This window comes from Ekhidna sp., from assembly GCF_963691765.1.
Lineage (GTDB): Bacteria > Bacteroidota > Bacteroidia > Cytophagales > Cyclobacteriaceae > Ekhidna.
Genome location: NZ_OY829375.1, coordinates 1,349,166 through 1,366,766, shown reverse-complemented (window position 1 = coordinate 1,366,766; position 17,601 = coordinate 1,349,166). Strand labels below are relative to the sequence as shown.

Genomic DNA, 17,601 nt, shown 5'->3' with positions numbered 1-17,601 from the left:
TGTATTATTAATCGTTAGTACCACCTGATTCTCCTGAATCTCCCGAATCAGAGTCATCATCATGGGCATTACCATTATCAACAACACCAATTTTTGGATCCAATCTTACAACAACACCTTTATTTTCTTTGGACTCGTATACAATGTCGTACTTTAATTCGTCATTATTTGGATCATATGTTTCTGGTACTTGCAGTACAAACATCTGATCTTCTTTAAATTCTTCTGGGAGTTGATTTAGATATGCCTCCGCATTTTCATCAAAGTCAACATCCTCAAGGTCGTCTAATCCACCACCTCTATACCAGAAGACAAATTCTCCTGGTTCGACATAAGCAGTTACCGTTGTTTCAGTTACTATTTGATAACCATCCACATCGTCAGTATTTGTATTGAAGTAGATATTACCGTCTACATATTTTAATACTGTTATTGCACGCTCAGTGCTTCCGGTTCTTCCTTTGATGTTGAAATATTCATCTGCCAATTGGCTAGCAGCAATTAAATCTTCATCTATGGGTTGATTTTCAATTAGCTCATCTTCTTGGCAAGCAAGAAGGAATAAGATAAACACAAAAGCTAACTGTCTAATATTTAGGTACTTCATTGTCGGTGGTTTAAAAAATGAAGCTACAAATTATCACAAACATTATCAATTGATAAGTTTTTTAGGCATCATTAGATGAATTCAATTAAAAGACCGATGGAACAACTAATAGTAAAGAGGAGTGACTAGAAATTGCCGATAGATAAAATCGATGAATAAAAATTGTTTCCATATTGTGCTGAAATATAGAGGCACTACCTTGCGACTTGATTCCAATTTACAATGACATTAAAGGAACATCTGCGCAAAAATATTGTCTTAGCACTTCCAGTAATTATTGGTCAGCTTGGCCATATCATGGTAAGTGTGGCAGATAGTTTAATGGTAGGTAGATTGGGTGTCGTCCCATTAGCTGCAGCAACTTTTGCTGGTACATTTTATTATGTCCTCATGCTCTTTGGTATTGGAGTAAGCTATTCCATTACGCCTAAAGTTGCATCAGCGGATGTGAAGGATCACGAAAAGCTCCTGAAGTATTTGGAAAATGGATTCTTCATGAATTTAGCTTTGGGATTAATCTTATTCTCCATCGGATATGTGGTAAGTCATTTTCTCCATTTGTTTGGACAAGAAGAACCAGTTGCCGAAGCGGCTGGATCCTACTTGATTGTCATGTGTGGTTCATTAATTCCATTAATGATCTTTCAAACATTTAGGCAGTATGCCGAAGGCTTATCTGATACCTTCAGCCCAATGATTGTGTCAGTTCTTGCTAACCTCCTTAATGTGCTATTCAACTACATGTTGATTTACGGAAAGTTAGGGGCACCTGCTTTAGGTCTGAATGGCGCAGGGATTGCAACATTAATTGCTCGCATTATCATGTTTATATTGATGATCTGGTGGATAAGAAAGAAATGCATTGGATTTAAGTGGGGATTTGAATGGCTTGGGATTAAGGAATTGCTGAAGATCGGTGTTCCATCTGGCTTGCAGTATGTTTTTGAAGTTGGCGCTTTTGCAACTGCTGCAATAATGGTGGGTTGGATTAGTGCAGAAGCATTGGCTGCTCACAACATTGCTTTAAATCTTGCAGCGATTAGTTACATGGCAGCAACTGGGCTTGCCGCCGCATCTACTATTAGAATTGGTAATCAGATGGGATTGAAAGACAGAAGGAATCTTCGAATAGCAGGGTTTTCTTCATTTGGTCTTGTGGCTGTTTTTATGGCCGCATGTAGCTTACTTTTTATCGTCTTGAGAGATTACCTGCCTTCCTTATATATAGATGATATGCAAGTGCAGCAAACGGCATCGACACTATTAATAATTGCAGCGGCTTTTCAAGTATCAGATGGTGTGCAAGCAGTTGGATTGGGAGTCTTGAGAGGTTTGCAAGATGTTAGGATTCCAACTCTAGTGACGTTCATTTCTTACTGGCTTGTGGCAATACCTTCTGGCTATGTTTTCGCTTTTTATTTTAATTGGGGTGTGAATGGGGTATGGTATGCACTCTCACTAGGATTAACTCTTGCCGGAATATTTAATATGTGGCGATTTAATCGTTTGTCCAAAAAAATAGCATTTTGATGAAATTATGGGTCGTTCTAATATGCTGTTTTCTCGCAGTGTCGTCAAATGCGCAACCAGCTATTGACACCGATTTTAAGGTTGAAATTGCAAGTCCCTTCTTTGCCAAGGGTAATATGCCAAAGGTCATGATCGACGAAGCTCATAACAACATTCACACGAAGGATGGAGGGCTGTATGCCTTTGCGAAACTAATGGAGGATGATGGTGCGGAAGTCTATGCAAATTCTGGAAAATTTACCGAAGCGTTGCTTTCACAATATGACGTTGTATTTATTGTAAACGCATTACATGATTCAAACGTCAATAATTGGAGTAATCCATGTCCGTCGGCATTTACAGATTCTGAAATTGATGCACTTGTAGGTTTTGTCAAATCTGGAGGGAGTCTTTTATTGGTTGCAGATCATATGCCGTTAGGAGGTTCGGTTCAAAAACTAGCAAATGAATTTGGTATTGAGTGGAGCAATTCCTTTGCAATGCAAAATGGGAAGCATTGGCCGCCTTCCACTTTTGAAGAGAATAATAACACCCTTTTGAGATCACCGGTTACCAACAGTACTTCATACGGACGACATGTGTCAGTAATTGGCTCATTCACTGGCTCAGCATTTAAGATACCTAATGAAGGCATCCCTTTTTTAAAATTTGATGATTCGCACAGGTTGTTGATGCCTGATGTTGCATGGAAATTTGATAAAAAAACTAAAAACCAAACTGCCGAAGGTTGGTACCAAGGTGCATGCCTAGCGTTTGGGGAAGGCAAGCTGGTACTTTTAGGAGAAGCTGCTATGATAACTGCCCAAATTCGTGGAAAAACTAAAATTGGTATGAACAGTCCCGATGCACCAGAAAATGGTCAACTCGCAATAAATATTTTTCGATACCTGGCCCACGATTGATCAATCTTACTTAATTATGCCATGCATTCTTATGTCATGAAGAAAAATCAAGCTGCGCTCATATTTATTTTCATAACTGTCCTGATAGATATACTTGGCATTGGGGTTATCATTCCTGTATTACCTCAACTGTTTGAAGAGGTTGGAGGACTAGATTCAAGCGAAGCTTCTATAATGGGCGGAGCGCTCACAGCAACATATGCTGTAATGCAATTCTTCTTTGCCCCAATTCTTGGCGGACTTAGTGATAAATACGGAAGACGTCCGCTCTTACTTATCGCATTGCTGGGCTTGGGGATAGACTATCTAGTAATCGTTTTTGCTCCTACCATCAGTTGGTTTTTTGTGGCCCGATGTATTGCGGGGATTTGTGGTAGCAGTATTACTGTAGCCAATGCTTATATAGCAGATATAAGCACCGTTGAGAATCGAGCTAAGAATTTTGGAATGATTGGCGCTGCCTTTGGTTTAGGATTTGTTATTGGACCAAGTTTAGGAGGGCTTTTAGGAGATATAGGTACAAAGGTTCCATTTATTGTTGCCGCGTGCCTCTCCTTTATCAATATGATTTATGGATATTTTGTAATCCCTGAATCATTGGCAGTCGAAAATCGAAGAGCTTTCAGCTGGAAAAGAGCAAATCCATTTGGTACACTTCGACAGGTCTTTAATTATAAGATGATTGTTGGGTTAGTAGTAAGTCTATTTTTCATCTATGTAGCGGCAAATGCAACTCATGCAAATTGGCCTTATTTCACAAAGAATAAATTCAATTGGGGAGCTACCGAGATTGGACTGTCACTCACTTTTGTAGGTGTGATGGTGTCGATAGTACAAGGTGGAGTTATAGGTCCTGTGGTTAAAAAAATTGGTGAAATAAAGGCAGTCTATTTAGGGCTCTTTTTTAACGTACTTGGCCTTTCTCTATTAGGTATCGTTCCTGAAGCATGGATGCTGTATGCGGTAATTGTACCTTATGCATTTGGAGGATTGGCTGGTCCATCTTTGCAATCTTTGATGACGGCTCAGGTACCAAAGAATGCTCAGGGCGAACTCCAAGGAGGGTTGACAAGCGTAATGACTGTTTCATCCATCATTGGCCCACTAGTTATGACGGGGATTTTCAGGTATTATACCAATCCGGAAAATGACGTCTATTTTCCAGGGGCTCCTTTCATACTCGGAACGGTACTGGCACTGGTAAGTATTTTTATTGCAAGAACTTCACTGACTAAAATAAAAGGTTAATCTGCTGATTTTTTTAAAGTGGTGTAAGTCCAAAGTCCTGCGATAAACTCAATAAAGGAGAAGGCTACTAATGCAAGAGTTCCTCTTTCGAAAAAATAGAGCCAAATAAAAAATACAAATTGTAGAATACGGATGTGAACAGTGAACTTGAAAAATGGAACAAGGTTTTCATTTGCATTTCTGATATAGTAATACCCAAGCACTGCAACAACGAATCCTAATACAACTCGCCAGATACTTTCTGGATCAGGGATTCCAATTGTGCTAAGTATCCAGGATGGTGCAAGCATTAGGAACAATCCTTCAATGATTAAATAGATTCCGAAGAACCAAACAGATTTCGCTGACTTGTCCAATAATTGTAAATTTCAATTCAATCAATTAAGCTAATCAAACTATGCGAAAAGCTGCAATTCTATTGTTGGTACTTCCACAACTTATTTTCTCTCAAGTGACAGCTGATGAAATTCTAGACAAAGCCATTAGTTATCACGACCCAAACGGCAAATGGGATCAACTGAAGACGAGGTTGATTTTTACTGGTATTCGTCCGGAAGGACCTGAAAGATTTACCACTGTAGACTTTGACAATGCCGCTGCATTAATGAAAATCAATCGAAACAATGAGGAGATTTATGAAGTGGTTGGAGATGAAGCTAACGTAGTAGCGGGGGGCAAAGATGAAGCACGAGCACTGATGCTTAGAAATTACTATTTGTATTTATGGGGGCTACCCATGAAGCTAAAAGATAAAAGTACACCCACATTACAACGAATGAATGATAAGGAGATTAAGGGAGTAAAGTGCCATGTCGTAAGGGTAGCTTATCAAAAAGATATTTGGTATTTCCACTTTGACATGGAATCTGGGAGGATGATCCAGTACAAATTTTATAAAGATGAAGAAGCAGATAAGGGCGAACTCATCACCCTTGAAGATGAATTACTGGTTGATGGTATTAGAATGCCAAAGAAAAGAAGCTGGTATACCCTGCCCGAAATGAAATTCCTTGGCACAGACATACTAACCAAGTCCGAGTAATGATGTTCCATTTTTTATTTACTTAACAAATGTGAAACTTATCTATTATATTCACGTTTGTTAAGTAAATAAAAAGTTTAGGACTAATGAATAAATTATCAATTGTGGTGGTCTTTTTCCTGATATCAGGAGCCCTTTATGCACAGAACTATTCGGATGACTTAAAGGATTGCAACTATGAAAAAGATGAAGTTTTTATCGATTGGGGAGATGAGGTAAATCAAAAGTACGTTGAAAAAGAAAGCGTAGTAAAATTCTCTAAGAAGCGATTAAGGTCATTCTATTGCAAGAATTTGGTTGCCCGAGACAGAATTGAATCTGAGGGATTCGTCGTTAGCAAAGGAAGTTTTCAGCTTGCTGATGATGATGAAAAATTTCTTGTATTCAGCATAAAAATGGGTGATCTTATTTATCAGGAAAAACTATTTATCCACATCGGACCGGATCAGAAACTCATTTCATCAAAAGATTAATTAAACAATGGAATATCAATTAGGTGAATTTGAAGAGCTGGTACTATTGACAGTTGCAGCTCAACATGATCAAGCGTATGGAGTTTCAATACATGAATTTCTAACGGAGGAGACCAAGAAGAAGATAAACATCAGCGCGATCCATGTTGCGCTCAAGCGATTAGAAAAGAAGGGGTTTGTAGAATCACGATTTGGCGGCATTACCGAAGAACGTGGAGGAAGGAGAAAAAAGTTTTACATCGTGACTGCTATTGGGAAGAAGGCCCTGGATGCTTCTCATGATCTAAGAACTGGCATCTACAACAGGATTCCTCAGCTTCAATTCGCTACGATATAGATGGACAATAACCAGCCACCGAAATGGGCACTCAGATTTCTGAGGTGGTATTGCCGTGAGGAATACCTAGATGAGATTGAAGGTGATATGATGGAGCTATTCCATGTTCGGGCAACCGCCTCTATAAGGTCTGCCAGATTGTTTTTTATATGGAATGTCATCAGAACATTTAGGTGGATAAATCTCAAAAAAACTCAAATAAATAATTGGACTATGAACTTATTTAAGAACTATACAAAGATTTACTTCCGGCGGTTCAGGAAGGAAACTGCACACTATTTAGTCAATATACTTGGACTTGGTTTAGGATTTGCTATTCTGTTTTTTATCCTGATGTTCGTTTATGACGAGCAAAGTATCGATCAATATCATTCAAATATTGATCGGGTATACAGGCTAGTTGAAAAGAGCCAGGAAGAAGACGGCACTCATGACTATTTAAGCACATCTAACGCTGTAGCTGCAGCATTGAAAGCTGATTTTCCGGCAGTACAAGAAACAGCGCACATGACCTATCTGGGATCTCAAGTTTTGCAAAAAGAAGATAACAGAATTGCAGACAGGGATTGGGTGATGGTTTCAAAAGGAATCTTTGATATTCTTGATTTCCCAATTATCAGCGGAAACCCTAAAAAAGAATTTGAAGGGCCAGCGGGAATTGTTCTTGAAAAAAACATGGCCAAGGCACTTTTTGGACATTCTGATGTAGTTGGTGAAGTACTTGACGGTTCTCGATTTGGTCCGGTCGAAGTCTTAGCTGTCATGAATGAAATGCCATCAAATTCTTCGTATCGATTTAAAGAGATATATGTTCTAAATATTGATCAGCTAAATGAAGGATTTCAAGATTTTCTTAAATCATGGGATACGCGATTTATGCAAACGTGGGTATTATTGAATGAAGGAGCTACACCAGATGATATCTATGCCGAGAAGTCAGAGTTTCTGGAAAAATATTACGACGAGGAAATCAGAAAGGAGCATGATTTTTACCTTCATCCTTTCTCCGACTTTCATCTTGGCTCTAGCCATATCGAAAATGGAGGACCTGGACCTCTTTTAGCAATCCCATACAGTGATAGACAATTTGTTTCGATGATTTTGCTGATGGGGTTCCTCGTGATTTTCGTTGCAGCACTTAATTATGTGAACCTCTCATCAGTTCAAGCCTTAAAGCGAACACTAGAGGCTAGCATGAGAAAAATCAATGGAGCTAATTCAAGACAGTTGGTCGGGCAGCTATTCTTTGAAACGCTGTTTACCATCTTAATCTCATTCCTCATTTCGATTCTTTTGGTAGTGATTTTATTCCCTTACTTTCTTCAGATCACAGATAAAAGCATGGAATTAGTAAGCTTCCTCAATGCTGATTTTCTACTAACTCAAGCAGCAGTATTGCTTTTCATTTGGGTTGCTTCAGCACTGTTGCCGGCCTTATATTATTCGAAACTAAAACGCTCACTATTGATCTTGAAGAATGCCTTTTCTGGTAAGGGTGATACTTTGAGAAAAGTGTTGGTAGGAATTCAATATGCACTCTCTCTTTTCCTAATAATCGGCTCAATAGTTATATATCGGCAGCTCAACTTTGTTCAGTCAAAGGACTTGGGATTTGATAAGGAAAATCTAATTGTTATGGACATCAATTCTGGGACAACCCGCAGGAGTTTCAAAGGAATTATTGATGACATAAAAAAGAATCCGGATGTAATAAATGCTACGACCTCATCACGAGTACCAGGTGAATGGAAAAATATACCGCAAGTATTCATTGGTGAAAAGCTGACAGAAAGCAACTTAGAGGCTAGCTTTTACGGCATAGAGAAGAATTGGCTGGATACCTATCAAATAGAATTGATTCAGGGCCAAAATTTTACTGGGGTAGATGAAACGGACAGCTTGTATGTCTTAGTCAATGAAAGAGCTGTTGAAATGCTGGGGTTCGATGATCCGATCGGTAAAAACATATGGGTAATAGGAGGAAACGCTGGAGATTCAGCTAGGCTGAAGATTTCAGGTGTGGTTGAAAATTTTCATTTTGAATCATTGTATGAAACAATTGCGCCTGTGGTTTTAGGTAATTGGAATAACCATGTGATGGGAATCGATTACTTCACCATACGTTACAGTCAAAACCCAAGAGAAACGGTTAGTCACATAGAAGAGGTCAATGATAAATTCGATCCTGAAACTCCTGCTGAAATTAACTTCCTAGATCAGCAGTGGAATAGGTTCTATAAAGCTGAAGTAAGTAGAGCAACGATTGTGCTAATTGCTGCAATCGTTTCAATTATCATTTCGGCATTTGGCTTATTTGGCTTGATCAACTTTACACTGGAACGTAAGACTAAGGAAATAGGAATACGTAAAGTTATGGGTGCATCTGTGCCAAACATTTTGAATTTGGTATTGAAAGATTACCTGATATTAATGCTTATCGCACTTGTAATTGCCGCTCCACTATCGTGGTGGTTATTCGAAGATTGGCTTTCAGACTTTGCTTATAGAATTAATCTCAGTATCGACTTATTCATTATTGCATTTGTCACCGTGCTTGCGATTTCATGCATAACAGTGCTAAGCCGCATCTTCAAAATTGCAAAGTCTAATCCTGTTCAATCCATACGATACGAATAATAGAAATTCCAATGAGAAAGGTATTACTAGGTACGATCTGTATCATGTTTACGATCAGCCTTTATGGACAACAAAACGCTTTAATGAAAGAGCAAAAACAAATGATCGGAGAATTCTCCGGTCATTTTCCAACAAAGGACAATACCTATCTTAGAGCGAGAGATACACCTGAGAACAGAGCTAAAGCGGCAGATTATCTCGCAGACAGAATCAAACAAATAGGACTGGTTCCTCAGAGAAATCGATATCGATTTCGAAATCTCAATCCACTTATCGATGTATTATTCTCGCCATTTAGAGGTGAAAATATTTACACAATAATTCCTGCTACCAATTCCAGTGATCAGCATATCGTGCTTGGAGCTCACTATGATTCAGAATTGAATTGTCCTGGAGCGATTGACAATGGAACCGGATCAACACTTATTTACAGTGTGGGTAGGATGCTCTCAGGACTTGATACTCGAGAGATGAATTTGATAATTGTATTCTTCGATCAAGAAGAAGAAGATCTTGTGGGTAGCCAGGCTTTTGCGGATTGGCTTACAGATGAAAAGCTGAATGTACACTCAGTTCACACTTTTGACATGGTAGGATGGGATGAAGATGGAAATCGTGAAATGGAGTTAGAACTGCCAACGACTTATTTGGAAAACGTTTACAGCGAGAAAGCAAGAGAAATGGATATTCCACTCTACGTGACAAAAATCAATTCAACAGATCATCATTCATTTAGACAAGCAGGTTTTGACGCAATTGGAATAAACGAGGCCTATGGGAAGCGCGATACTACTCCATTTAAGGATACCCCGCAAGACACATACGAAACTGTAAATTTTGAATATTTGGCTGGTTCAACTCAATATGTTTTTGAAGTAATTAAAGAGATAATAAATGGAGATGATTAAAGAAAAATGGAGAGAAGAACCTCTTTATTTGTCAATCCTAGCGCTTGTGGGTTTGGCCTTTTTGATAAAAGGGGTTGACTACTTGATGTTGCAAAGTCTTCCTCCTTTCATTCTTGGAGTTCTTATGGTTTTAGGACTTTTGTATACCATCATTTCTGAAAGCAGACTTTCAAGAAGACTTGCTAGAGTTATTGCTGTATTTCTAATTTTTTGGGGATTTAGCAGGCTAGCTGTTGAGTTAATGTTTTCATTTACTTCGGTGACGGAAGCCCACATTAGGTCTCAATTTACTTGGGTTAATCGATTGCTTAGCGCACTTAGTTTGTTTGCTGGATTCTACATTTATAGAAAGCAAAACCTCAAGAATTAATCCTTATGTAGGCGGATTTAGGTAAAAATTCGACGAATTTTTACCAGAATTGAAGAAAACTGAAACCAGATCATACAATTTCTGGTTCTTAAATCGTATATTAAAAGGTAGTTTTTTTGCAAAAGCAATGGTCAACCGCCTATCTTTGCAGATTGCTTTTTTATACCCATAACAAACTTAGTTTTAATAAGATAATATGCGACAGTTAAAGATTACCCAGTCTATTACCAACAGGAGAGAGAGTCATACCCTGGAGAAGTATTTTACTGAGGTAAGTAATGTTCCAATGATTACTCCGGATGAGGAAGTAACGCTTGCCAAGCGAATTAAGGAAGGTGATGACCTGGCATTGGAAAAACTTGTGAAAGCAAACCTTAGGTTCGTAGTATCTGTAGCAAAGCAGTACCAGAACAGAAGTTTACCACTAAATGACCTTATCAACGAAGGAAACCTTGGGTTGATTAAGGCAGCAAAGAAATTTGACGAAACCAAAGGATTTAAGTTTATCTCATATGCGGTATGGTGGATTCGTCAGTCCATTATGCAAGCGTTGGCAGAGCAATCTCGTATTGTTCGTCTTCCAATGAACAAGTCTGGTGCGATTAACCAGATTAGAAGAGCATATGCAGAGCTAGAGCAGCAATTCGAGCGTGAGCCAACAGAAGAAGAATTGGCGGATATTCTTGACATGAAGCCTAGTGAAGTGAGAAATACACTTGGAGCAGAGGTGAAGCAGATGTCAATGGATGCTCCTTTCGGAGAAGATGAAAGCGGATCGCTTCTTGACGTGCTAGAGAATGTGACTACTGGACCAACTGATGGAAACCTAGTTTTCAACGATTCATTGAAGGTAGAAACAATGAGAGCGCTTTCTACACTAACTGCTAGAGAAAGAGAAGTAGTAATGATGAGCTTCGGAATCGGGTGTGACAATCCATTTACACTTGAAGAAATTGGAGATGCAATGGGACTTACCCGTGAGCGTGTAAGACAAATAAGAGAAAAGGCACTTCAAAAATTAAGAGAGCCAGGTAAAAACAGAAGATTGAAAGAATTCTGTGCAAGCTAAAACTGGGAAAAGCATAAATTTAATCCTGACCAAAAAGTCAGGATTTTTTTTGCCCAAACCATACTATGTCTATTCAAAATAGCCTTGCCTTTGCTTTGAATCGAAATGATCAAGAACCCAACAAGTTGGTGGCAAGACGCATTGTAGACAGTGGTAGAGAAAGTGATGTGAAACTTCTTGTAGACTTTGTTAAATCGGAGCCAAAACAACGTGCACAATCAGACGCAGTCCTCGCGCTTGCATATGTAGGCGAGCAGGCACCACATTTACTTAAGAATCATATTGATTTCTTTGTTTCAAATTTGAGCAGTGCAATAAATCGGGTAATCTTCGGCAGCATGATTGCCTTGGCTCATATCACACATCTTGATACGGAAAAGCTTTTCGCAGCACTATCCATCATTATCGATGCAATGGACAAGGGTACGGTAGTTACTCGTGATCATGGATTTAGAATTATGATTCTGCTATACAAGGACATCAACTATCAGGATGATATGTTTGTGCTTATTCAGGAACAATTGCTAAAAGCGCCATCAAATCAACTTGGACAGTATACAGAAAGATTGATCCCTGTTTTGAACAAAAAGCATCTCAATTCACTTATTGAGACGCTAGAAGAAAGAAGAAATGATATTGTTAATGAATATCATTTAGCAAGACTGAACAAGAATTTAAAAAAGCTTTATAAACAACTATGATTAGCTGGAGTGATTTTGAGAAAATAGACATGAGAGTAGGGACCATTTTAAAAGCGGAAGAGTTTCCTGAAGCAAGAAAGCCTGCATATATCCTCACCATAGATTTCGGCCCCGAGATTGGCATTAAAAAAAGCTCCGCACAGATAACCACACTCTACAATAAAAAAAGACTTAAAGGAGAACAGGTAATTGCAGTTGTCAATTTTCCGCCAAAGCAGATTGGTCCATTTATGAGCGAGTGTTTGGTTATGGGTGTATACAATGAAGCTGAAAATGTTGTTCTCCTTCGACCACAAAGAGAGACTATGAATGGCTGTAAGATCGGTTGATCACATTGAGTTTTGAATTAAGTTTTAATAATGAAGCCTAGTGCCTTTCTTTGCGCACTTAACTAAAAAATATTTTCTAAATGCCCCAACTTCATCTGGTTTCCTGGAATGTCAATGGTATCAGAGCCATGATAAAAAAAGACTTTATTAAAGATGTAAAGGAGATGAATCCAGATGTGATATGTCTTCAGGAAACAAAAGGAACACCTGAGGATGTAAAGACAGCTTTACAACTTCTTCCAGATTACGATTTAGCAGTTAATTCATCAAAAGCAAGAAAAGGTTATTCTGGGACTGCAATTCTTTCCAAGGAAAAGCCTTTGGAAGTTTTTTATGACATGGGCATTGAAGAGCATGATCAGGAGGGTAGAGTGATCGCAGCAGAATTCGAAAACTATTTTGTAGTAACGGTATATACTCCCAACTCTGGTGAAGGTATGAAACGATTAAATTATCGTGCCACATGGGACGATGCATTTCGTGAGTACATCATAAGCCTGGAAGAAAAAAAACCAGTCATTATTTGTGGCGACTTGAATGTGGCCCACACAGAAAATGACATTGCCAGATCGAAAGAAAACTACAACAAGCAGTCAGGGTATACCCAAACAGAAATTGATGGATTGGATGCGCTTTTGGCAGAGGGTTATGTAGATACCTTTAGACTTAAATACCCGGATGAAGTAAAATATTCTTGGTGGAACTATAAGTACCGTGCAAGGGAACGAAATGTAGGGTGGAGAATTGATTACTTCCTCGTTAGCGAGAAACTACAAGATCAAGTGGCTGAAGCACACATTTACAATGAATATATGGGATCGGATCATTGTCCGGTCGGAATAAAATTAAACAGCTAAATACCCATGGAAACGAAAAATATCCCATTGAATGACCTGCACGAAGAATTAGGAGGTAAGATGACTCCATTTGCAGGATTTAATATGCCTGTAAGATATTCCTCTGACAAAGAAGAACATTTGACAGTAAGAGAAGGCGTTGGAGTCTTTGATGTTTCTCATATGGGTGAATTCATGCTTAGAGGACCTCATGCGCTGGATTTGATCCAATGGGTGACTAGCAATGATGCATCCAAGATTGTAAATGGACAGGCTCAATATTCATGCTTACCTAATGACAAAGGAGGTATTGTCGATGACCTATTGGTATATAGATTTTCTGAAGAGAAATATATGCTGGTAGTCAATGCATCAAATATTGAGAAAGATTGGAATTGGATCAAAAGTCAGGACAAATGGGGAGTAGAAATGGAGGATGTTTCTGATAATCTTGTGCTCTTAGCCGTTCAAGGGCCTAAGGCAGTAGATGCTTTACAAAAGCTGACAGAAGTAAACCTTTCTGAAGTAAAATTCTATCACTTTAAGGCTGCCTTTCTCGCAGGCTATGAGATGATAATATCTGCAACCGGATATACAGGTTCAGGTGGATTTGAATTGTATATCAACAAGGAAGATGCACTTGATGTATGGAATAAGATATTTGAAGCAGGTGAGGAGTTTGGTATTAAGCCAATCGGTCTTGGAGCAAGAGATACGCTCAGATTAGAAAAAGGGTTTTGCCTGTATGGAAATGATATAACCGATGAAACTTCTCCATTGGAAGCCGGCTTGGGTTGGGTTACAAAATTCACCAAGGAGTTTGTTAACTCAGAAAACCTTCAGGCTCAAAAAGAAGCAGGAGTTGATAGAAAGCTAGTTGGTTTTGAAATGATAGATCGTGGTATTCCTCGTCATGATTACGAAATTGCCGACCTGGACGGAAATGTTATAGGTAAGGTTACCTCAGGAACCATGTCGCCATCTTTAAATAAGGGGATAGGAATGGGGTATGTGACTAAGGAAAACAGTAAAGCAGATACTGAAATAAATGTGATTATCCGTGATAAACCTGTCAAGGCAAAAATTGTAAGACCTCCCTTTTTAAAATAAAATTCTGATGAGAACCATTGAAGTATGCCTTACTCCTGATCTAATTGGTCAGCATGATTTAAAAGGTAAAATCGTTGTTGTAGTAGATATTTTTAGAGCTACTTCTTGTATTGTGACAGGCCTTTCCAATGAGGTAAAAGCGATTAAGCCTGTTGGAGAGATAGAAGAGGCTAAAGCACTAGGTGAGCAGGGATATCTTATGGCAGGAGAGAGAGGAGGTATCAAAGTTCCGGATTTTGATATGGGCAACTCGCCATTTGAATATCAAAAAGATGATGTAAAAGGTAAGAAGGTGGTTATCTCGACCACTAATGGGTCACAAGCGATTGTTAAGTCCGAGGGAGCTAAAGAAATACTCATTGGAGCATTCCTTAATCTTGAAGCTGTCGCAGAGTACCTATTGCAAGCTAAAGAAAGTGTAGTTATTCATTGTGCAGGATGGAAAGGAACACCAAACCTGGAAGATACCTTATTTGCAGGTGCATTGATAGATGAATGTGCAGAGGAAATGGAGACTACTGGTGATTCTGCTTTGGTAGCACATCAGCTATATATTGCCAATCATGAAAACCTATTTGGTATCGCAAAGAAGTCAAGTCACGCTGAGCGTTTAAGCGGATTTGGAATAGAGGAGGATCTTGAATTTTGTATGAAAGAAAATGAATATCAAGTTCTGCCGAAACTGGTTGACGGTGAGATCGTATCTTAACTATGAACTCAATTTACATTCTAGTCTGTGTTGTAATTCTTATTCAGATAGGAATCTTTGTTATGTCGCGAAGGATAAGGAAGCGGGAACGCGAAAACAATGTGCTTTTGAAATACAACATTAATTCACGCCAAAAAGCATGGCAACTACTTGCAGATCCGAACATTCCTGAAGAAGATAAAGCTAAGATTCAAGCTTATTATGATGCGGAATAGTAGGAAACTATTTTAATTTCTCATTATCTAAATGTCTGGTAGCATCTCTAACATTCTTCTTTTCGAGATTCTTTTTGAGCGCTTCTGTTAAATCAACTCCAGTTTGATTAGCGAGGCAAATAAGTACCCATAAAACGTCTGCCATTTCATCTCCAAGATCTCTGTTTTTATCAGATTCCTTGAAAGATTGTTCTCCATAAGTTCTTGCAATGATTCTAGCTAGTTCGCCTACCTCTTCAGTAAGCATAGCCATATTCGTTAGCTCATTAAAGTAGCGTACACCTTTGGTCTTAATCCATTCGTCAACTACTTGTTGTGCCTCTTCTATAGTCATTAGTTACTATTGGCCTCCAGGTTCTCGTTGCCATGTTTAATTTCGAACCCTTCGGTCTCAAGCTTAGTCAAATAAAAATTCATTCTACTACGCTCTTCGTTCATTAAACTATCAATATTTGGCTTGAATTCTTCGAACGTTTCATGAGGAAATCTTTTCCCTGGCTCGTAGTGATCTATCCAGAATAAGCTCTCCACTACTTCACCACCCTGGTAGTAGTATTTAAACTCTTCAGCTAGTCTATCATCCATGAAATTCATCATATGCCCTGAGAATATTGGTTTATCATTTTCGAAATAGAAATAATCATCTCTTTCAAAATGACCAGTCTTAATTATACCTACAAGTTTTATTAGCCTTCTTCCATTAAAATACCCTCGCACTTTGTAGACTGAATCTGCTTCTACAAAATCGTCTTCTATGATAGTGATCCTGTGGTTTTGATCTATGTGTTTGACTTTATTGTCTATTGCCTTCACTAGTGGACGAAACTCCTTACTGACTTCTGAACTGGATTGAAACCAATAAAGTGCGCCGATTAAAACAATAATAACAACTCCAATTAGGTATTTCATGGCCGTATTTTATTAAGAAAGTTAAGCAATTCTCATATTTGGTTGGTGAATCTTCTGACGGGTGATATATATTATTCGATGTATGGGTGAAGACATTTAGAAATAAATATGATGAATGGAAGAACAAAAACAGTGTAATTGCGTCAATATCTCAACAAATCTAACTTATGAGATAATCTCATTCGAAAGTCAAATATTAAAAAAATACATTATGAAGTCATTGAAAATGGTATCCTTTATTGCACTAAGCCTAATGATGGTTTTTGCTGCATCTGCTCAAAAGGATAAGAGTAAAAGAAAAAGCCCTCCAGCTCAAATTTCTGAAAAAATTGGAGGCACAACGGTAACTGTAGATTATAGCCAGCCTTCTAAAAGAGGACGCGTGATTTTTGGTGACCTGGAAGCTTATGGGAAAGTATGGAGAACTGGCGCTAATGAGTCTACCTGGATCGAATTTTCCAAAGATGTGAAAATAGAAGGTAAGAAATTAGCAGCTGGGAAGTATGGTTTGTTTACGATCCCGGGAGAAGACGAGTGGACAGTTATTTTTAACAAAGCATGGAATGGATGGGGGGCTTATGAATATAAGGAAGCGGATGATGTTTTAAGAGTACAAGTAAAGCCTTCGGAGACAGATGATGTAGTCGAAGTTTTCACGTTCGAAATCGCTGATGGAAATGTGAGTTTTGCCTGGGACCAGACGCAGGTTTCTTTTTCTGTAAAATAAGAAGAAACTTCAATAAGGTATTAAACCCGCTTTCAAGGCGGGTTTTGTTTTTTACAAAAGATTCAAATTTTGCTCCTTTATTTTTTCTAGTTCGTCCTTCATCATCACTACCGTACGTTGAATCTCTGCATGATTCGCTTTTGAGCCGATGGTATTTATTTCTCTTCCAATTTCCTGTGAGATAAAACCTAACTTTTTTCCAGCGTATTCTTCTTTCAAAAGAACTTCATCAAAATAATCTAGATGCTGTTTCAGTCTAACTTTTTCTTCTGAGATATCAAGCCTTTCCATGTAGAATATTAATTCTTGTTCAAATCGATTTTCATCGACTTGCACTTTATCGCGAATCTCATCCAGATTTTTCTGAATCCTGATTCTTATATTTTCTGATCGACTTTCATCATTTTCTTCAACACTTTTCAGTCCATTTCGAATGTTCAAAATGTATTCTGAAAGTTTTGCTGTCAATGCGTCCCCTTCATTCTTTCGAAAAGCAATACACTGATCTATTGTAGACTCAAGGCTAGCTTTAATATCATTCCAAGGCAAAGATTCTGCATCTAATTCTTGCTGCTTGATTACATCTGGTGCCTGAAGGGCGAGTTTTATGAGATCATTGCTTTCACCTCCCACATCCTCACTTAAATTTTTGAACTTGTTGAAGTACGCTTTGAATTTGACCTCATCAACTTGAACATCCAAGTCTGTATCATTTACCAATTCTAACTCAATACCTAACATCACCTTTCCTCTTCTGAGTTGATCTGTAATGAGGTTTCTGATGTCTCCTTCCCTCGCGCTTAGTTCCTTAGGATAACGAGGTGAGAAGTCTAAGAATTTGCTATTCAGCGCTTTAATCTCAGTTTTGATCAGTAAGTTCTGACTGGTACGTTCATCACGCCCATAGCCTGTCATGGATTGTTGCATGCGGCAAAGGTAAGG

Annotated in this window: 22 protein-coding genes; 17 read left to right on the top strand and 5 right to left on the bottom strand. The window is 38.5% G+C overall.

Going from position 1 to position 17,601, the window contains the following annotated elements; translation table 11 throughout:
• Window positions 1-7 precede the first annotated feature (7 nt).
• Window positions 8-607, bottom strand: a complete 600-nt coding sequence (locus tag ACY650_RS06425) for a hypothetical protein (protein WP_462252911.1) — start codon at window positions 605-607, stop codon at window positions 8-10.
• A 222-nt stretch (window positions 608-829) separates the two neighbouring features.
• Here ACY650_RS06425 and ACY650_RS06420 point away from each other — a divergent pair, with 222 nt between their 5' ends.
• Genes ACY650_RS06420 through ACY650_RS06410 form a run of 3 tightly spaced genes read left to right on the top strand, consistent with a single transcriptional unit; the run spans window position 830 to window position 4,287 of the window.
• Window positions 830-2,137, top strand: coding sequence for an MATE family efflux transporter (locus tag ACY650_RS06420; RefSeq protein WP_462252909.1), 1,308 nt, complete (start codon window positions 830-832; stop codon window positions 2,135-2,137).
• Window positions 2,137-3,039 carry a hypothetical protein gene (locus ACY650_RS06415; protein WP_462252907.1) on the top strand — a complete coding sequence of 301 codons (903 nt, stop codon included), beginning with the start codon at window positions 2,137-2,139 and terminating at the stop codon, window positions 3,037-3,039. Before ACY650_RS06420 ends, ACY650_RS06415 begins: the two co-directional genes overlap by 1 nt.
• Window positions 3,040-3,075: 36 nt before the next feature.
• Window positions 3,076-4,287: a TCR/Tet family MFS transporter gene (locus ACY650_RS06410; protein ID WP_462252905.1), complete on the top strand. Its 1,212-nt coding sequence runs from the start codon at window positions 3,076-3,078 to the stop codon at window positions 4,285-4,287.
• Here ACY650_RS06410 and ACY650_RS06405 read toward each other — a convergent pair.
• Entirely contained in the window at window positions 4,284-4,643 is a 360-nt protein-coding gene (locus ACY650_RS06405; protein WP_462252903.1) for a hypothetical protein, read from the bottom strand. The genes ACY650_RS06410 and ACY650_RS06405 overlap by 4 nt on opposite strands.
• Window positions 4,644-4,684: 41 nt before the next feature.
• On the opposite strand from ACY650_RS06405, the gene ACY650_RS06400 reads away from it, so the two are divergent.
• The 13 genes from ACY650_RS06400 (at window position 4,685) to ACY650_RS06340 (ending at window position 15,023) form a co-directional block, all read left to right on the top strand.
• On the top strand, window positions 4,685-5,329 hold the full coding sequence (locus ACY650_RS06400) for a DUF6503 family protein (RefSeq protein ID WP_462252901.1): 645 nt from the start codon (window positions 4,685-4,687) through the stop codon (window positions 5,327-5,329).
• A gap of 86 nt (window positions 5,330-5,415) precedes the next feature.
• Entirely contained in the window at window positions 5,416-5,802 is a 387-nt protein-coding gene (locus ACY650_RS06395) for a hypothetical protein (RefSeq protein WP_462252899.1), read from the top strand.
• Between the two features lie 7 nt (window positions 5,803-5,809).
• Window positions 5,810-6,139, top strand: a complete 330-nt coding sequence (locus ACY650_RS06390; protein ID WP_462252897.1) for a PadR family transcriptional regulator — start codon at window positions 5,810-5,812, stop codon at window positions 6,137-6,139.
• The gene (locus ACY650_RS06385; RefSeq protein WP_462252895.1) at window positions 6,140-8,776 is read left to right on the top strand and encodes an ABC transporter permease; all 2,637 of its coding nucleotides are present in this window, start codon (window positions 6,140-6,142) and stop codon (window positions 8,774-8,776) included. It begins immediately after the preceding gene.
• Window positions 8,777-8,787: 11 nt separating this feature from the next.
• Window positions 8,788-9,684 (top strand): M28 family metallopeptidase, encoded by an 897-nt coding sequence (locus ACY650_RS06380; RefSeq protein WP_462252893.1) that lies wholly within the window; start codon window positions 8,788-8,790, stop codon window positions 9,682-9,684.
• Window positions 9,677-10,054, top strand: coding sequence for a hypothetical protein (locus ACY650_RS06375; protein WP_462252891.1), 378 nt, complete (start codon window positions 9,677-9,679; stop codon window positions 10,052-10,054). Before ACY650_RS06380 ends, ACY650_RS06375 begins: the two co-directional genes overlap by 8 nt.
• Window positions 10,055-10,250: 196 nt before the next feature.
• Window positions 10,251-11,123: a sigma-70 family RNA polymerase sigma factor gene (locus ACY650_RS06370; RefSeq protein WP_348280047.1), complete on the top strand. Its 873-nt coding sequence runs from the start codon at window positions 10,251-10,253 to the stop codon at window positions 11,121-11,123.
• A gap of 65 nt (window positions 11,124-11,188) precedes the next feature.
• The gene (locus ACY650_RS06365) at window positions 11,189-11,824 is read left to right on the top strand and encodes a hypothetical protein (RefSeq protein WP_462252889.1); all 636 of its coding nucleotides are present in this window, start codon (window positions 11,189-11,191) and stop codon (window positions 11,822-11,824) included.
• A complete protein-coding gene (locus ACY650_RS06360; RefSeq protein ID WP_462252887.1) occupies window positions 11,821-12,153 on the top strand; it encodes a tRNA-binding protein in 333 nt (110 codons plus the stop codon). The genes ACY650_RS06365 and ACY650_RS06360 overlap by 4 nt, the downstream gene beginning before the upstream one ends.
• 80 nt (window positions 12,154-12,233) lie before the next feature.
• The gene (locus tag ACY650_RS06355; RefSeq protein ID WP_462252886.1) at window positions 12,234-13,010 is read left to right on the top strand and encodes an exodeoxyribonuclease III; all 777 of its coding nucleotides are present in this window, start codon (window positions 12,234-12,236) and stop codon (window positions 13,008-13,010) included.
• Between the two features lie 6 nt (window positions 13,011-13,016).
• Window positions 13,017-14,099, top strand: coding sequence for a glycine cleavage system aminomethyltransferase GcvT (gene gcvT, locus ACY650_RS06350; RefSeq protein WP_462252884.1), 1,083 nt, complete (start codon window positions 13,017-13,019; stop codon window positions 14,097-14,099).
• A 7-nt stretch (window positions 14,100-14,106) separates the two neighbouring features.
• A complete protein-coding gene (locus ACY650_RS06345) occupies window positions 14,107-14,808 on the top strand; it encodes a 2-phosphosulfolactate phosphatase (protein ID WP_462252882.1) in 702 nt (233 codons plus the stop codon).
• A gap of 2 nt (window positions 14,809-14,810) precedes the next feature.
• Window positions 14,811-15,023: a hypothetical protein gene (locus ACY650_RS06340; protein WP_462252880.1), complete on the top strand. Its 213-nt coding sequence runs from the start codon at window positions 14,811-14,813 to the stop codon at window positions 15,021-15,023.
• A gap of 7 nt (window positions 15,024-15,030) precedes the next feature.
• On the opposite strand, the gene ACY650_RS06335 is transcribed toward ACY650_RS06340, so the two are convergent.
• A complete protein-coding gene (locus ACY650_RS06335) occupies window positions 15,031-15,357 on the bottom strand; it encodes a nucleotide pyrophosphohydrolase (RefSeq protein WP_462252878.1) in 327 nt (108 codons plus the stop codon).
• Window positions 15,357-15,932, bottom strand: coding sequence for a hypothetical protein (locus ACY650_RS06330; protein ID WP_462252876.1), 576 nt, complete (start codon window positions 15,930-15,932; stop codon window positions 15,357-15,359). Before ACY650_RS06330 ends, ACY650_RS06335 begins: the two co-directional genes overlap by 1 nt.
• A gap of 211 nt (window positions 15,933-16,143) precedes the next feature.
• On the opposite strand from ACY650_RS06330, the gene ACY650_RS06325 reads away from it, so the two are divergent.
• Complete coding sequence (locus tag ACY650_RS06325; RefSeq protein WP_462252874.1) at window positions 16,144-16,659, top strand: DUF2911 domain-containing protein; 516 nt, start codon at window positions 16,144-16,146, stop codon at window positions 16,657-16,659.
• Window positions 16,660-16,710: 51 nt separating this feature from the next.
• Here the strand turns inward: ACY650_RS06325 and ACY650_RS06320 are convergent, their stop codons facing one another.
• Entirely contained in the window at window positions 16,711-17,586 is an 876-nt protein-coding gene (locus ACY650_RS06320; RefSeq protein ID WP_462252872.1) for a YicC/YloC family endoribonuclease, read from the bottom strand.
• Between the last annotated feature and the right edge of the window lie 15 nt (window positions 17,587-17,601).